Consider the following 15,856-nt stretch of genomic DNA (forward strand, 5'->3'; position numbering starts at 1 on the left):
AATTTACCCCGTTCACGGGGTAGAGGAAGTCAATGTGGCGTTGTGCCGTGTGTTGTGGGCGTGGCTTTTCGGCCTGGGGGAGCGGCATTTTAGAATGTAGATATGATTTTCAAGAAGGTTGGTTCTTCGCGCCCGTATCCTGAGCATCATTTGTCGCATGCTGATTGGGGTAATGTGCCTCCGCAGCAGGTGCGTCTTGATGCGCTGATTACGACGCAGAAGACGCTTGACCTTGAGACGCTGCTTGCGGAGGATTCCACGTTTTATGGGGATTTGTTTCCGCATGTGGTGAAGTGGCGTGATGATTTGTATCTGGAGGATGGGGTGCATCGGGCGTTGCGTAATGCTTTGCATCGGCGTGCGGTGATGTATGCGCGGGTGCTTGATTTGGATCAGGTTCCGGGTTTTTAGCCGGATGCGCACTCGCTCCCCGTAGCCAACTTGTGGAGATGAAGAAAGCCCCTGACGTAGCGGTCGGGGGCTTTCGCGTTTAACGCTGGTTCGTTTTCTGCCGAACGGGGCGCGCCTTTAGGATGCGACGGTCAGGTTGGTCGTTTTCTCGCTTTTGTTTGCTTGAGTTTCTTCGATTTTGAGGGGGTTTCCGTCCGCATCAAACCGGGCGCCCAGCCCCATCTGGATGAACCTGATGGTGCTTTGAATCTGGCGTTCGCGGGTTTGTGCGTCGGGGGCGTCTTCGGCGCGTCCGGCGCTTGAGGAGAGTGAACCGTGTACGAGCATCGCAAGTTCGCGAATGTCGTTTTCGGGTATGTATTTTTCGGTGATGGCGTCGGAGAGGATGTTTGCCAAAACCATTTGCAGTTCGCTTACGTGTTTGCCGAGGCGCGCGTAAGACTCGGGTGAGAGCATGGAGCGCATGGCGGGTCCGGGGGGAAGGTGTCTGCGGGCGAGGTCTTCGATCTGCAAGCGAATATAGACGGCGAGCTGATCGATGGGGTTGGTGACTCCGGTGATCCCTTCATCAAGTTCGTGCAGGAACCGTTCGGTTTCGTCAAGGGCGTAGGCAACCAGGAGTTCGCCCATGTCAGCGAAGTAATTGTAGACTGCTGTGCGCCCAATACCGGCGTTTTTGGCGACGTCGGTCATGGTGAGTCCGGGGAGTCCTCGGGAGTAGAGGAGCTTCCCGAAAGATTCGAGGATGGCACGTTTGGTGTTTTCGCGCTGAGCGGCGTTTGTTGCGGCAGAAATACGAGGCATAGTGACACTTTACCGCAGAACGTCAATAAATTGCGACTGTGGCACAAAAAATTACCGAAAAACTTGAGATATTTCTCAACGAGCGCATCACGCCCTGACTAGGAATGAAAATACTGTGCTCGGAAAATTTAGAAGCCCCGGCTTAGAGGTAGCCCAGCCGTGTGGCGGCACGCAAATCGTCCCGAATCAAAGAGGTCAGCGGATACCCACGATGCCCCTGCTTTGGCAGAATACGCAGCATAGTGCGTGCCTGCCGTCCCCGGTAAAACTCTTCACCCTCATGAGCTGCACGCTGTGCTGACCAGATCTGGCCCGCAGAAGCCGGTGCTTTGCCGTCGCGGTCTCCCACATGCCAGCTGAGCAGCATCCCGTTTAGGGAGCGGCTGGGCCCACGGAAACGCTGCGGAATACCGTCGGAACCGCCTCCGCCGATCATAGATGCGCCCCCGCCCAGCAGCCAGTCGTTGGAATGCGACAACAGTTCGTAGGTAATAAATTCCGCTCCGCCCGAATACCCGGCAAGCCAGATGCGCGTGCGATCGTATCCGTAGCGTTCGGCGAGGTCGGCGGCAAGGGCACGAAAAACACGACCGTTCCTGCGGGCACGCACCCACCAGGTGGTTGTGGGGTCATTGAAAACGGGTGCTTCAAGGGTTCCTGGTGCCAGCACGGGCACGCACAGCATACGATGTTCGCGGGCAATATCGGCGAGGTCGCGGCGCAAACTGGAGGTGCGGCTGAGCAGCCTGCTGTTGGAACGAAGCAGGTAATCGCCGTCAAAGAAGAAAAGAATTCCGGGCGGCTCGGTCTGGGCAGCCTCAAGATAGTGTGCGTTATCAACCCGATAGTGCAGGGTTCGTCCGTAGGCACGATAGGGGAGGTACCCGATGAGTTCGCTGGAGGAAACGAGCAGGGGTTCCAGAACTGAACCGGCGCGGCGGGCACCGCGCATCGCCGCCGAAATGCTTCGGGGCAAACGCGGGATGTGCGCGGTTGTGCGGCGCACGGATGAGCGAGCAGGTTCTTGGTGACCCATATTTATAGTTTAAGAGGAGGCAGCCTGCACCGTAAAAAGGCTCGTGATGCGAATAAATTGGCGAAACTACGCTTTATCACCTCAAGAGCCTTTTTAGGTTCTCACTCAAACGGAGTTACTGGGTAAGATAGTGAGTGCTCGGGTGGCAGACGAGCATAATCTCAAAACAACATTCACATCAAATCTTTCAGGGAGAACTATGTCTACACCCGCTAAGGCACCGCAGGATATTACGACCCCGCCGTGGGCAAAGCGTCGCAGCTATTTTGACCTGCTGCTGGGCGCATCCTGCGTGATTCTGATTATTTCGAATATTGCGGCTACGAAAGGTATCGAATTCGGGCCGCTCCCATTTGAGCTTCCGCCGTTCACGAACGGCAACTTTATCCCCAGTGACGGCGGTTTCTTCCTGTACCCGCTGGCCTATGTACTCGGCGACGTGCTCTCTGAGGTGTACGGGTTTAAGCGTGCTCGCCGGGCTATTATCGCCTCGTTTGTGGCAGCGGCGTTTGCTGCCGGATGCTTCCTGCTGACTGTTGCCCTGCCGCCCGCCAGCTACTATGAGAATCAAGAGGCGTTCGCCATTATTCTCGGTCCCGTATGGCAGATTTTTGCCGGGTCGCTGCTGGGGTATTTGACGGGTCAGCTTCTGAACGCTTGGGTGATGGTCGCCATGAAGAAGGCCACCTCCGGGCGGTTTATGTGGGCGCGTATGATCGCTTCAACCCTCGTGGGTGAGCTGGCGGACACCATTATTTTCTGTGCGATTGCTTCGCCTATTCTGGGGATTACCAGCTTGGATCAATTCATCAGCTACACCCTGGTCGGGTATGTGTATAAGTGCCTGGTTGAGATTGTGCTCATGCCTATCAGTTACCCGGTGATTGGCTGGTTCAAACGGCACGAGATCGAGTACGACGGTTAGGCTGATGCTGCACACCGCCGTGAAAAATTGATGATGTGGCGAGAAGCAGATGGGTTGTCCGCTTCTCGCCATTAATATTTGTGGCGCTGTATCCTTGTGCGGTGGGTGGCGCATCCTATGCACAAATTTGCATTACGTCGTGGAACACCCAAAAATAACCAAACTCTGAGAATCATAGGGAAAATCTGTTTCGCCACGCACAAACCCATGCAAAAAGTTGCATAGATGATGCTCGGCGCGGGATAGTTATTCGATACGCCTTTGCCACATTTGCTACAGACCGGGTACCGAGCCGCGCTCGGTTTCGACGCGACATACGAGGGCAGGCGCCCAACCGATGAACGAAAAAATGGAAAGCACCACCTGATGAGTAAAGCACAGGACGCCTCAGCACCTAAGACGGCACCGGCAGAAAACGGCGAACTGAAACGTTCCCTCTCGCACGGTCAAATGACTATGATTGCGATGGGTCTCGCCCTGGGGACCGGCCTCTTTCTGGGCTCTGGTTCCGCCATTAAAATTGCGGGACCCGGTGCTATCATCGCCTACGCTGTTGGCTCCATGATCGCCGCTATTATCGCGGCATGCGCGGGCGAAATGGCGGTTCGCCACCCCGTTCCCGGCGGGTTCGGCACCATCGCAACCAGATACCTCAGCCCCTACGCCGGGTATATCGGCCGTTGGGCATATTGGGCAACCACTGTGCCGCTGACCGGCGCCGAACTCGTGGCGGTCGGCAAATATTTCTCGTACTGGTTCCCCGCAATTCCGCTGTGGGTGACGGTGGCAGCCTCCGGCATCCTGATTCTCATCCTGAACCTGGTGAGCGTTAAATCCTTCGGAGCCCTAGAATTTTTCCTCTCTTCCATTAAAGTAATTGCGGTTATCGTCTTTATCGTGCTGGGGCTGCTTCTTGTGTTCGTTGGCCTGCCCGGACACGCTGCGGTGGGTACCGCAAACCTCGTGAACGACGGTGGGCTTCTTCCCAACGGACTCGGCGCCGTCTGGGTTTCGATGGCAATTGTGATGTTCTCTTTCGGTGGTGTTGAGATGCTTTCCATCTCCGCCGCAGAGGCGCAGAACCCGGCCCGTTCGGTACGCACTAGCGTCAAGGCCATGATCTGGCGGCTCTCCAGCTTCTACGTGCTCTCGATGTTGATTATTCTGTGCCTGATGCCCTGGCAGCAGGCGGCGCAGACCGGCAAAGACCTCAGCCAATCGCCCTTCGTGATGGTGTTCTCTGAACTGGGCATTCCTTATGCGGCAGATATTACCAACTTCGTGATTTTGATCGCCGCGCTTTCGGGTGCGAACGCCTCGCTGTATGCGGCAACCCGCCTGCTCCACGCGCTTGCGGGCGATAAAATGGCACCCACGTTTGCGGGCACCACGAACCATAACGGTGTGCCCGTCACCGCGCTTCTGCTCTCTTTCCTGGGTGTGGTGATCGCATCTGTCATGGCGGTGGCAGAAATCAGTAATATTTTCGAGCTGCTAATGGCCCTGGTCACCCTGTGCATTCTGGTGGTATGGATCATGATTCTGCTGACCTACCAGGCGTACAAGAAGCATCAGGGGAACTCCTCAGGGTTCACCGTCTGGGGTGGGCGCATTACGGCGGGTGTGGGGCTTGCCGGGGTGCTTGCAACCTTGGTTGCCCTTTTCATGCTTCCCGATTCGAGCGCCGTAGTATCCGTGCAGGTGGGCGTGGTGTTCTTCGCCATTATCTCCGTTTTCTACGTGGTGTTGGCGAAAAAACGTGGCGGTTTCCCGCGTGCCGATCTTGACGCGCTTGCCGAACAACAGAAGGAAGACGCATAGTCTGTTGCTATACCGCAAGCAGATAGTATTTTGACGAGAAGATAGCGCTATCTTCTCGTCAAAATACTATCTGCTCGCGGTTAATACGGACGATGTACTACCCTAGAAACACACTCATTCTTTGACATTTTCACAACATCACAGTCCAGGCACTCAGAACCCGAAGAAGGCTTAAACATGACCGACGGCCACACCCCTCAACCTGCTAAGAGGCATAGAAGCGGCGCTGCGCATCCGCATGAGGCAGCACCACACAATAAATCCGCCCGCGCCGAACTCAAACGTTCCCTCTCGCACGGACAGATGACCATGATCGTTATGGGCTCGGCGCTTGGCACCGGCCTATTCCTGGGGTCCGGGCGGGCGATCGCTATGGCCGGACCAGCCGTTATTCTTGCGTATGCTATCGGCTCGGCGCTCGCCTCCGTCATAGGCGCGGCCACTGGTGAGATGGCGGTGCGTTATCCGGTGCGAGGCGGTTTCGGCGCTATCGCCACCAGGTACCTTGGTCCCTATGCCGGGTTTCTCACACGCTTAGCCTATTGGACCGCAACCGTGGTCATTACCGGCGTGGAACTGGTTTCCGTGGCCACCTACCTGAATTACTGGTGGCCGCAGCTGCCTCTGTGGGCGGGCATCGCGGTATTCGGTGTCGCAATTATTATTCTGAACATCACGAGCGTGAAATCTTTCGGCGCGCTCGAATTTTTCCTCTCGTCCATCAAAGTTATTTCGGTGATCGCCTTTATTCTGGTGGGTCTGTGTTTGGTATTCTTCGGACTGCCCTCACATGCGGCGGTCGGCACCGCTAATCTTGTCAACGACGGCGGGTTCATGCCTCACGGGTTCGGCGCGGTCTGGCTTTCACTGGCGGTCGTGATGTTCTCCTTCGGCGGTATTGAGATGATCTCTATCTCCGCCGCAGAAGCCAAGGATCCCGCCCGATCGGTGCGTTCCAGTGCGAAGGCTATGATGATTCGTTTGGCAACGTTCTATGTGCTGGCGCTGTTTATTGTGGTGTCGATTATTCCGTGGCGTTCGGCGGGCGAGCTGGGCGAGAAGGTTGAAACCTCCCCGTTCGTTCTGGTTTTCGATCAACTAGGCATTACGGGCGCGGCTCATTTCGTGAACTTCGTGGTGCTTATTGCGGCGTTGTCCTCGGCCAACGCTAACCTGTATGCCGGTGCCCGCCTGATGCACTCGCTGGCGACCGACCGTATGGCGCCCCGTGCGTTGGCTGCGGTGAACGCCTCCGGAGTGCCTTCGCGTGCCGTATGGGTTTCCACCAGCGGCGTTGTTATCGCTATTCTACTGGCGCTGTTCAGCCCGCAAGAAGCATTCCTCTCCATGATCTTCCTGATTATGGTGTGTGCGCTCACCGTGTGGGTGCTGATTCTGCTTGCGTATATTGTGTACCGGCGGGTTGAGGGCAAAAGCTCGGCATTCCGCCTGTGGGGCGGGCGCATGACGGCAGGCGTGGGCATTATGGTGCTTTTCGCCGTGTGGGTTGCCCTGTTTATGGTGCGCGGTTCGCTCATTCCCGCGATTGTGGGCGTGGGGTACTTCCTGGTTCTGACGATTGTGTACTTTGCGCGTGTGAAACATACGCTCACGGTTGATGAGGATGCGTTTGCCGAGGCACAGCAGGCTTCCGCTGAGCATGCCACGGCCTTAGAGGAGGAAGAGGATGCGTTGAAAACCGCCTCCGAATTCGGTCGCTAGAGCGCTTTGCTGATGCGGCGCATGCTGGGTTTCGTCGCTGAAGTGTGAGGTGATGAGTGCTCTGCCGTAGCCATCACCATAATAATTTGCAGGGGGAACTTCAAGTAATGATGATTTTATCTATCATGTAGCACTTGAAGGTTTTGTGGGTATTCTCAAAAGACCGCGAAATTCACAAAAAGTTTTTCTGTAACAAACCCGCAATAATGCATCATAGGCTTACAAGAGGGTCTATAGTTATTGGTGAACCGTATGATCTTGTATGCGTTCAAATGTCTGTGTGTTGGGTGTTCCCCGGAGGCGGTGATGCTTCCGGGGAACATCATTTTTAAGGCCGTTTAAGATGTCTTGGTGGTATTAGATAGCGTTCTAGCGAGATTTTCTTGCCCCATACTGTATGAAGTCAGGATGACTGTATGTTGGTGAAGATATGACCATAAAACTTTACCCATATACGTATTTATGCATAAAAATGCACAAGGTAGAGTTAAAGATATGAACGCACATCAATCCATTGCGAACCCAGCAACTTCGATAACCGGCGAATCCGGTCTGGCCGTGCAGGTGCCGCCGCGCTGGGGCGATATGGATGCCTACGGGCACGTCAATAACGTTGCAATACTGAGCCTTCTCGAAGAGGCACGCATTGCCATCTTCGGACCGCCACCGTCTTCAGGGCAGAAACCGCAGAATTTGCCCGCACCGCCCATCCCGCTTTTTGAAACCATGCCCGATGGAGTGCAGGCCCTTATCGCCGAACACGGGGTGCGTTATCTGGGGCAGCTTCCCTATACGGGTGATCCGCTGGAGGTAAATGTGCGCGTCGAAAAGGTGAGTGCCGCCTCGGTGCGAGTGGGCTATAGTATCTATTCCCCGGTGGATCATGCTGAATGCGTGCGCGCCTTTACCGTGCTGGCTTTTTGGGATGCACCTGCCGCCCGCCTCTCTCGCCTCACTCCCGAACAGCGGGAGCTTTTGACACAGTATATGCTGTAGCACTTTAACCGCGAGCAGATAGGATTTCGACGAGCAGATAGCAATCCGTTATCTTTTCGTCGAAATCCTATCTGCTCGCGGTATATAGGGTATGCGTGGAGGGGGGGGTATGGGACGAAGTCCGGTAGTCTGGTCACCCTATCGTATACAATGTGATTTAGAAAACATGTCCGATGGTTTACCCGCGAGGACGCAAGGCAAAATACCACGTGAGGAGGTGCGTATCGTGCAGCAGATAGTGTTCGGCGGCGCAGAGGCATAGGCAACTATCCCTCTGAACCGAAACGAAAGCATGAAAAAACTAACTCAATACTTCAAAACTCCCCTTCTGCTCATCACCCTGATCGATGGATTCGCGGACGCATCCTTCGGGTTGATCCTCATTGTTTATATCTCGCGCATTGCCGAGCCCTGGTGGCTCACCGTCATGGCTGTCGGCGGGTTCTTCACCGGCATACTCTTCGGTCCTTTCACAGGCTGGGTTACCGATCGTTTTTCGGGTCGAGCCTGCTGGTCTGGCTCCCTGGCCGTATCCTCGCTCTGCGTAGCAGTCATCGCGTTTTTCCCGCATCCGGTCACCATCGTTGCCATGAGCGTGCTCAATGGAGCCGCCGGAAATCTCACTAACGCCGCCGAATTCAAACTACTGCCGAAGGCGCCGGGTATGACCCCGTCGAGCGCATCCGCCTCTATTGTGGGAATCGGTTCATTCTGCTCGATCGTAGCCCCGCCTGTGGGCGCCTTCTTCGCCACCTGGAACATGACCGCCACTATAGTAGGCTCTTCGGCGCTCTTGCTGATTGCAGCAGTCATCGCCTGGTTTAACGTGCCAGCACGGCGCGATCACGAAATTTTCGATGCGGTTAAGCGCGATAGTTTTAAAGATATTTTCCTAGGATTCTCGGCTATTTCCAGCGCTCGCGCCCTGGTGATTTTCTTACCCGTGATGGCGGTCGTGGTTGCTTCCACCACGATGGAAGGCATCGCCGGGGTGTTCTACCTGCAATCCATCACGAACACTGCATTCGAGTATTCGCTCGTGTTGGCGATGTGGGCTGTCGGGGCGCTCATCGCTAGCGTTTTCTATGGGCGCGGATGGTACAAGCCGCAGCTGGTGAATGCGATTTTGTGGGGCGGATTCTTTATCGGTGTCGCGATTCTGCTGGAAGGGCTGGTGGCGAATCCTTGGATTGTGGGAGCTGGGTTTCTGGTAGGCGGGTTCTTCAACTCGATCCACAATATGGGTATTCGTGACATGGTGTATATGCAGGTGCCCGAGCATCGTCAGGGGCAGTGCTGGGCTCTTATCGGCTCGCTGTTTAGTTCGATGGTGCTTGTGGGTGACCTACTCGGTACGCCGGGAATACTGGGGGATGCGCGCACTATTGTCATGATCGGCGGCGCGACGGCAACCGGTGCGGCGGTGGTGAACCTGCTGCTGTATGCGCTGGCGCGTAACCGCACGGGGCGCATCCATCACGCTTAGATACGGTTAGAAGAGGAGTCGGTAGGCAGAGAGCGTTTAGTGTGAGGGTGAGCATAAGAAGTTATTAAAGTCATAGTGCAGAGCCTGAGGTAATCCGACCATATAGTATGTGACCGGTGCTACTCTGCACATGTCTAGTTTTCGCCGAATACACCATAGAGAGGGGCTAAGCAATGTCATCTTTAGTTGTTAATCGTCGGACCGCACTCCTGTTCCTTGGTTCTGGTACTGGGGCTATCTTGATGAGTGCATGTGGTGGGAATGCGTCAAATACCGAAAGCTCTGCTTCGCCTCTCGCAAGCTCTTCATCTGCGAGCTCCACGTCGTCATCAGAAACTCCATCAAGCGCTTCGCCCAGCGCTAGCCCAAGCAGGCGGAATAGTTTCCAGCGAGGATTTAACGTGGAGCTTAATAATGCGGATATGGAGTATACGGGCGAGGGTTATATGTATTCCACGCGCGAAAAGCAGGGATATGGGTGGCCGCATCCTAAAAGGCCTCAAGAAATGAGTGAGAACTCTGAACTTGGGCTGTACTATAGCTGGGCATATGCATCGGCTGGAATAAGTTATGCCATGAAAACGGGTGACGATACGTATATTAAGCAGTCTGGAATGACTGAGGGTGATCAGAAGCTTTTTAAAAGTATTGCTCTTTTGGAAGAAACGCGTGAGGGTAAGTATTGGGAGGAGTCAGGTAACTTCGTGTATAGGCTAGAATCCGATCACCCCGAGAAAAAGGGTGAAGAATATTCTTGGCCTTATCAATTACAAATGTTTCATGGAGACTTCTACGTGCGTAACGGAGAAGTGCATGAAATTCCTGAGAATACCGATGGTTGGGGAAAGATCGTTTACTCCACTGGGGCTCTTAAAGCGAGGTATCTTGATGGTGCCTGGCAGATGGAAGGGTTCTTTGAAGGTATCGCTACCAATGTTGTTGGAAAACCCTTTGATAAATAGTCGGTTATTTATTTGAGAAAGATGCTGTTTCGCGTAGTAGCTTTTCTCTGGCTTGAGACCGCAGAAAAAGGTTCTTGGTGTGAACACAACACTAGATATTCCGCATTGTTCACACTAAGAACCTTTTTAGTATATATGAATAATATTTTATAGTTTTCTCAAAGTTTAAAAGGATAGCAGGGTATGCAAATTTTGAGAATAGTATATGGCTTAGTGCGAACGCTAGAATATCCAGAAAGCACTTAGAGAACCATGTGCGCGGGTCGTGAAAGAAAATAATACTAATTATATTTCATATCACTATAAAAACTTTAATGATAGTGTTCCTCATATGCACTCTGTATCAAAAGACGGAAAGCATTATATTCATCACACACTATGAAAAACTATCGTTATAAAAATTGAGGAGTACTTATGTCTACGAAAAAGATGTGTACTGCAGCCCTAACTGCGCTCGCAGTTCCAGCCCTGATTGGCTCGGCCATGGTGGTTCCTGCCCAGGCAGAGGTGCAATCGGGAACTAACCTGACCTATACCTCACCCCAAAATGTGAGTTCGCAGTACCACGTTTACGCCGATAATATCGACTGGTCACAGCCCGTGGGCGTGGTGTTTTACTTCGATGGCGACTATAACCAGGACGACGTAGACAGTTCTTTCTTCTACAACCCTGAAGGTGACACCATGCAAGGTATGGCGAATGCAGCTCAGAAACACAACAAGGTTTTTGTCTCTGTGGATACGCCCGATGAATTCGACCCAAATAAAGCAAATGATTACGCCACTTGGTGGGAAAACGCTGATGGGAACGGCGACTACTTCCGCAGCTTTGCCCAGGAGTTTATCGCCGATTCAGATATAGATGAGTCGCAAGTGTGGCTTATGGGATACTCCGGCGGCGCCGAATTCATCACCTATGAGCTTGATGCCGATCAGCAGGGAACCTGGCGTTCCGGTGGCGGTTCCATCATGGTTGGCGGTGGTGGTGGAAAGAATGGGCGCATGGAGACCCAGGCGCCGCAGAACATTAAATCGCAGCCTATGTTCTGGTGGGTGAACGAAAAAGATACTCTAGGCGCTACTACACCGGAATGGTGGGACGCTCTCAACACGGCTACAGCCGGTCACGACTGGTATACACGAGAAGGATTTAACACCCAGCCGATGAAAATCGACAAGAAAGAGACGACCTTTAATAACGCTCATACAGATTATGACCTTCCGGGCATCCTCGATCAGCTGTTGTCATAGTCAGAGGGATAACTCTCCGAACCTCTCTGGATAATTGCTCGGGGTACGCCATTAAAAGGCTCTTGATACGAATGGAGCGGGATTTTCAACGCTTTATTCGCATCAAGAGCCTTTTAACGTGGAATAAATCATGATGCTGATGCAGAAGGCATGAAGCCGAAGGATGGAACGGCAAGCGAGGCATAGCAGGGTCGCCGCAGGGAAGTGGCGCAACCTTCATGAAGATCTTGAGAATTCCTGCACGGTTGTACAATAAAACTATGTCCCCACTGTTGAGGAGATCTCTATGAAAACTCGTTCTTTCGTGACTCTTGGTGCCGCCTGCCTGCTGGCGCTGACCGCCTGCTCGGGCGGCGGCGATACAAACGCGCAGAACACTGCCAGCGCCTCCTCCCCGCATCAAAGCAGCTCTGCGAGCCGCAGCGCATCGGCAACCCCGAGTACAAGCGCGAAACCTGTTATGCCTGAGCGCACTCCGGTGGTCAATGATGACTCCACCATGCAGCCTTCCGCAAGCTCAAGCAGCGCACCGAATCCCTCGAATTCCGCCCAGGTGTGGACCTCCCCGGGAGCGGTCAAGACGGGTACGGTCACTACCGCATCGGCTGACCCGAACGCGGGTAATCCCACGAACGTGCGCCGTGCAGGGGAGACTTGCGGATCCATTAGCCAGCAGGGTCACCTGAGGGGCAGCAACGCACAGTTACGTGTGGTTGATGGCGTGGTAGATTGCGATTACGCTATGTCGATCATGACCCAGTACATCAACAGCACCCCCACGCCCGATAACCAAACCCAGCACTGGGTTATGCGCATTCAGGATGCTACCTGCTACTGGCGTCCGTTCTTGGACTATACCCCCGATCGCGGTGCACCCGAATGCGTTGTGGAAGGGCATAATATCAAGATCACGGCGCGTCTGGACGACCCAGAGGCTGCCATGCGTGCCTATAACGAACTCGACCCGGAGAACCCGGAATATCAGTCCGAAGATTAATGCTTCGCCAATGTTCATAAAACACGGGTGGGGAGCGGACAGTTTCTTATAACAGAAATGTCCGCTCCCCACCCGTATTGTGCGAGGTCATTTGACGGCCGGTTACGGTGTTTTTTCCTGCGGCAAAAGTCTCAAGACCGCTTGAGCCTATGCCGCATCCTCTTTGAGTAGAGCATCCAGCCGCGCGAAGGTAGACCGCCAGCTGGCGCGTACCTCCTCGTGTACCGAGACCGGCATGGGGCCGATTTCCACGGTGATGCGCGTACCTTCGCCCACGCCCTCGGGTGTAATAACCGTCTCGGGAAAAAAGCGGAACCGCTGATAGACAACCACGCCTCCGGGGTTCCCTAAATGGTCCGGAAGCTGTTCGGCGTATTCGAGCTCCTTGAGCGGATCAATAGCGAGAAACCGACTCTGCAGAACGCATGATACCGAGGCATCAAGCTCGTTAATCATCGATAGCCGCTGCATGCCGCCGACATAAGGTTCCAGCACAATATCTTCGGCACGGGTACGCCACCCCGTCGGACCATACCAACGATGCAGCAGATTCGGGTTCAGAAACGCCCCGAAAACCTGCTCGACGGGGGCGGCAATCTCATGGTCGAAGATGAGAAGTTCTTCGTCGGGAACCTTAGTGATGCTCATCGTACACTCCGTGACGGTTGTTGATTTAGGGCTTCTTACCAGAGTAATAGTTACCGAGGAATTCGTCACGGTACTCAAAGTAGGTGCCGTCGGCGATCGCGGCGCGCGCATCATCGACCATGCGCACAATAAACCGCTCATTGTGAATGGAGGCGAGGGTTGCCGCTAGCCGCTCATCCGCCTTGAACAGGTGTCGCAGATAGGCGCGCGTATAGTGTGCGCACGTATAGCAATCGCACCCCTCATAGATAGGCGAGAAATCTGCCTTGAACCGGGCATTCGTCACGTTAAAACGCCCGGTGGGGGAGTAGAGTGCCGCGTTACGCGCCACGCGGGTGGGCGAGACACAGTCGAAGGTGTCCACGCCGTTTTCCAGTCCCACAAAAATATCGTCCGGTTCCGAAATACCCAGCAGATGGCGGGGCTTAGCCTCCGGGAGTTCTTCAGCGCACCAGCGCACAATGGTGCCCAGATTCTCCTTTTCGAGGGCGCCACCGATACCGAACCCGTCGAACGGCATATCACCTAAATCGCGGCAGGCTTTGCGGCGTAAATCCTCATACTGTGCGCCCTGAATCACCCCAAAAAGTGCTTGGTAGGGTTTGCCCGTGCGCTCATCCGTGAGCCGTTCATGCTCCGCAATGCAGCGCAGCGCCCACAGGCGGGTGCGTTCCAGCGCCTCTTCCTGGTACCCGCGGGAATTGTACAGAGTGGTCAGCTCGTCGAAAGCAAACATGATATCTGCCCCGATCTGATGCTGCACCTGCATTGAAACTTCGGGGGTGAAACGGTGAATAGACCCGTTGATATGGGACTTAAAATTAACGCCGTCATCATCAATATGCGCCAGGCGCTCCTTGCCGTGAGCCACATCGTCGTCACCAATCGGGCGCCCATCGGCCCCCTTCGCATCGGCAACGGTTCCCATGTCAATCACCTTTTTGAACCCCGAACCCAGGCTCATCACCTGGAACCCGCCGGAGTCGGTGAAGGTTGGCCCGTCCCAGTTCATAAACCGCCCCAGCCCGCCAGCGGCATCCAGAATCTCGGGTCCGGGCTGCAGATACAGGTGGTAGGCGTTCGCCAAAAGCGCCTGCGCCCCGAGTTCCTTCATCGCTTCGGGAAGCACCGCTTTGACGGTCGCCTTCGTACCCACGGGCGTGAAGGCGGGAGTCTCAATATCGCCGTGCGGGGTGCGAATCACACCCGTGCGCCCCAAAAACTGCCCGCCGTTAGCCTCAACACGCTCGGCAGACGGGGATGCGGTCTCGGCAAGGCGGCTCGTGACGGTAAAACCGAAGTCGGGGTGGGGGAACTCGTTGTTCATCTGTGCCTTTGAAATATACGGGTACGACTAGGGGAAATGTGCTTACTCCGGGGAGGGGTGCGCACGGCTATTATACAGGCGCGGCACGTCAGAGCATCTGCAGACCCGCGCCGTCTCACCCCATGTCTAGGGGCATGACGAGACGAGCCTGATAAGCGGCGCACCCCACCAGAGCCGGAAAAGACATTAGTCTTCCACGCTCAGGCGGGCGGCGGCCTCCAGAGTCATCCACGCCTGAAGCTGACCGGATAGTTCCACGGGCTTACCTGCGGCGAGCGCATCGCGCGCGGATACGGTGAACTTCGGTGAGAAAATGGCGACCGCCCGGTCACGAATTTCGTTTGGGTCAATACCAGGTTCATTCAGCGGCAGGGTGGGGTCGAATTCGCGGCGTCCCTCCCACACCGCGCGGGCACTGCCGTACACGAGGGCGCTCGCCAGGGATCGTGCCTCCGGGCTGAGCATAGTGGACATTGCCGCTTGCGCCAGGTAGCGCACCAGAATACCGGTGAAGAGCGCACCGTCACCGTCGCTACCGGAGTGAAGTACGAGGTGGTGTGAACCGTCCGAGAACTCGAAATCTTCGCTGAGGTTTTTGACGATTCCGACGATCAGGCGTTCGGCGCGCAGCAGGTATTCTTCACGGCGGTCGTCTGAAATTTCCGAGGATTCCGCAAGCGTCAGAAGCACCGCTAGGGTTGTGCCCTGATTGTAGGTGTAGATATTGCGTTCTACGTCGAGGGGAACATCGCGGCGGCCGGTAATGTCATCAACCATCACATCCTGCGGGCGCAGGTTAGCGCCATCGAAGTAGAGCATACGGTCGCCGTCCCAAAGAACGTCGTTGAGCCAGGACATAAGATTCTGCGCGGTTTTTATCTGCCCGATGCGCGCAAAAGCAAGGGCTGCGGGAGCGGTTGCCGGGGTATTGCAGAAGTCTCGTTTGCCTTTGGACCAGCTCATGCCGCCGCAGGAATGAAGGCCGGTGTTAAGCCTTTCAAAGAGTACCGATCCGGCATCCTGCGCCGTAACGTCCGAGGCGCCGGTTATTGTTTTACTGAGCCTATTGAGCCGCCCCACGGCGAGCGCCAACCATGCCATATCGTCATAGAAGTCGTTTGCAAATCCCAGGTTGCGGGTATGGATGCCGCGTACCACGCTCCTGGCGGTGGCGAGCATGTTCTGGGCTTGTACGGTGTCGCCTTCACGGACGGCACGTTCGCCCGCATCTATAATGCAGTCGAGCAGGTGCGCCTGCCACCAGTAATGCCATTCGGCAAACCGTGCTCCTAGACCACGCGATTCGGGCATCTGTACTGCCCCGAGCAGGGTTCCGGGTACGCCAAAAACGCGGCGGGTGTATCGACTGAGGATAGAGTCGGCGGCACGCGAGGCGCGTTGCGCATGCTCGGTGCTGGGGACTGTTTCAGAAGGGTGGTTGGAGGTCACGTTCTTTCTTCCTTGCTTATG

14 protein-coding genes are annotated in these 15,856 nt (G+C 55.1%); 9 read left to right on the forward strand and 5 right to left on the reverse strand.

Translation table 11 applies throughout. The annotated features are described in order from the left end of the window. Nucleotides 1–102: 102 nt before the first annotated feature. A complete protein-coding gene (locus HMPREF3016_RS03255) occupies nucleotides 103–411 on the forward strand; it encodes a type II toxin-antitoxin system VapB family antitoxin (protein WP_004006550.1) in 309 nt (102 codons plus the stop codon). A 117-nt stretch (nucleotides 412–528) separates the two neighbouring features. Here HMPREF3016_RS03255 and HMPREF3016_RS03260 read toward each other — a convergent pair whose 3' ends face one another. Next, nucleotides 529–1,215: a TetR/AcrR family transcriptional regulator gene (locus tag HMPREF3016_RS03260; RefSeq protein WP_048754552.1), complete on the reverse strand. Its 687-nt coding sequence runs from the start codon at nucleotides 1,213–1,215 to the stop codon at nucleotides 529–531. Nucleotides 1,216–1,357: 142 nt separating this feature from the next. After that, nucleotides 1,358–2,251, reverse strand: coding sequence for an alpha/beta hydrolase (locus HMPREF3016_RS03265; protein ID WP_070536675.1), 894 nt, complete (start codon nucleotides 2,249–2,251; stop codon nucleotides 1,358–1,360). Nucleotides 2,252–2,450: 199 nt separating this feature from the next. Here HMPREF3016_RS03265 and HMPREF3016_RS03270 point away from each other — a divergent pair, with 199 nt between their 5' ends. The 8 genes from HMPREF3016_RS03270 to HMPREF3016_RS03305 all read left to right on the forward strand — a co-directional run bounded on the left by HMPREF3016_RS03270 (nucleotide 2,451) and on the right by HMPREF3016_RS03305 (nucleotide 12,411). Next, nucleotides 2,451–3,176, forward strand: a complete 726-nt coding sequence (locus tag HMPREF3016_RS03270) for a queuosine precursor transporter (RefSeq protein ID WP_013398444.1) — start codon at nucleotides 2,451–2,453, stop codon at nucleotides 3,174–3,176. A gap of 366 nt (nucleotides 3,177–3,542) precedes the next feature. Next, on the forward strand, nucleotides 3,543–4,997 hold the full coding sequence (locus HMPREF3016_RS03275) for an amino acid permease (RefSeq protein WP_070740200.1): 1,455 nt from the start codon (nucleotides 3,543–3,545) through the stop codon (nucleotides 4,995–4,997). Nucleotides 4,998–5,174: 177 nt separating this feature from the next. After that, nucleotides 5,175–6,719 carry an amino acid permease gene (locus HMPREF3016_RS03280; RefSeq protein ID WP_070740203.1) on the forward strand — a complete coding sequence of 515 codons (1,545 nt, stop codon included), beginning with the start codon at nucleotides 5,175–5,177 and terminating at the stop codon, nucleotides 6,717–6,719. Nucleotides 6,720–7,214: 495 nt separating this feature from the next. Then, nucleotides 7,215–7,715 carry an acyl-CoA thioesterase gene (locus HMPREF3016_RS03285; RefSeq protein WP_070740206.1) on the forward strand — a complete coding sequence of 167 codons (501 nt, stop codon included), beginning with the start codon at nucleotides 7,215–7,217 and terminating at the stop codon, nucleotides 7,713–7,715. A gap of 292 nt (nucleotides 7,716–8,007) precedes the next feature. Beyond that, the gene (locus HMPREF3016_RS03290) at nucleotides 8,008–9,201 is read left to right on the forward strand and encodes an MFS transporter (RefSeq protein WP_070740208.1); all 1,194 of its coding nucleotides are present in this window, start codon (nucleotides 8,008–8,010) and stop codon (nucleotides 9,199–9,201) included. A 401-nt stretch (nucleotides 9,202–9,602) separates the two neighbouring features. Continuing rightward, entirely contained in the window at nucleotides 9,603–10,163 is a 561-nt protein-coding gene (locus tag HMPREF3016_RS03295; RefSeq protein WP_070740210.1) for a DUF6318 family protein, read from the forward strand. A 414-nt stretch (nucleotides 10,164–10,577) separates the two neighbouring features. Then, entirely contained in the window at nucleotides 10,578–11,414 is an 837-nt protein-coding gene (locus tag HMPREF3016_RS03300; protein WP_070740213.1) for a hypothetical protein, read from the forward strand. Between the two features lie 286 nt (nucleotides 11,415–11,700). Next, on the forward strand, nucleotides 11,701–12,411 hold the full coding sequence (locus HMPREF3016_RS03305) for a hypothetical protein (protein WP_070740216.1): 711 nt from the start codon (nucleotides 11,701–11,703) through the stop codon (nucleotides 12,409–12,411). Nucleotides 12,412–12,558: 147 nt separating this feature from the next. On the opposite strand, the gene HMPREF3016_RS03310 is transcribed toward HMPREF3016_RS03305, so the two are convergent. The 3 genes from HMPREF3016_RS03310 to HMPREF3016_RS03320 all read right to left on the reverse strand — a co-directional run bounded on the left by HMPREF3016_RS03310 (nucleotide 12,559) and on the right by HMPREF3016_RS03320 (nucleotide 15,835). Continuing rightward, nucleotides 12,559–13,059 carry an SRPBCC family protein gene (locus HMPREF3016_RS03310; protein WP_048753498.1) on the reverse strand — a complete coding sequence of 167 codons (501 nt, stop codon included), beginning with the start codon at nucleotides 13,057–13,059 and terminating at the stop codon, nucleotides 12,559–12,561. 25 nt (nucleotides 13,060–13,084) lie between these two features. Further along, on the reverse strand, nucleotides 13,085–14,386 hold the full coding sequence (gene tgt, locus HMPREF3016_RS03315; RefSeq protein WP_048754561.1) for a tRNA guanosine(34) transglycosylase Tgt: 1,302 nt from the start codon (nucleotides 14,384–14,386) through the stop codon (nucleotides 13,085–13,087). A 186-nt stretch (nucleotides 14,387–14,572) separates the two neighbouring features. Continuing rightward, a complete protein-coding gene (locus HMPREF3016_RS03320) occupies nucleotides 14,573–15,835 on the reverse strand; it encodes a glycoside hydrolase family 76 protein (RefSeq protein WP_070740218.1) in 1,263 nt (420 codons plus the stop codon). Nucleotides 15,836–15,856 lie beyond the last annotated feature (21 nt).

Origin of the sequence: Rothia sp. HMSC065D02 (genome assembly GCF_001815285.1) — a bacterium.
GTDB lineage: Bacteria > Actinomycetota > Actinomycetes > Actinomycetales > Micrococcaceae > Rothia > Rothia dentocariosa.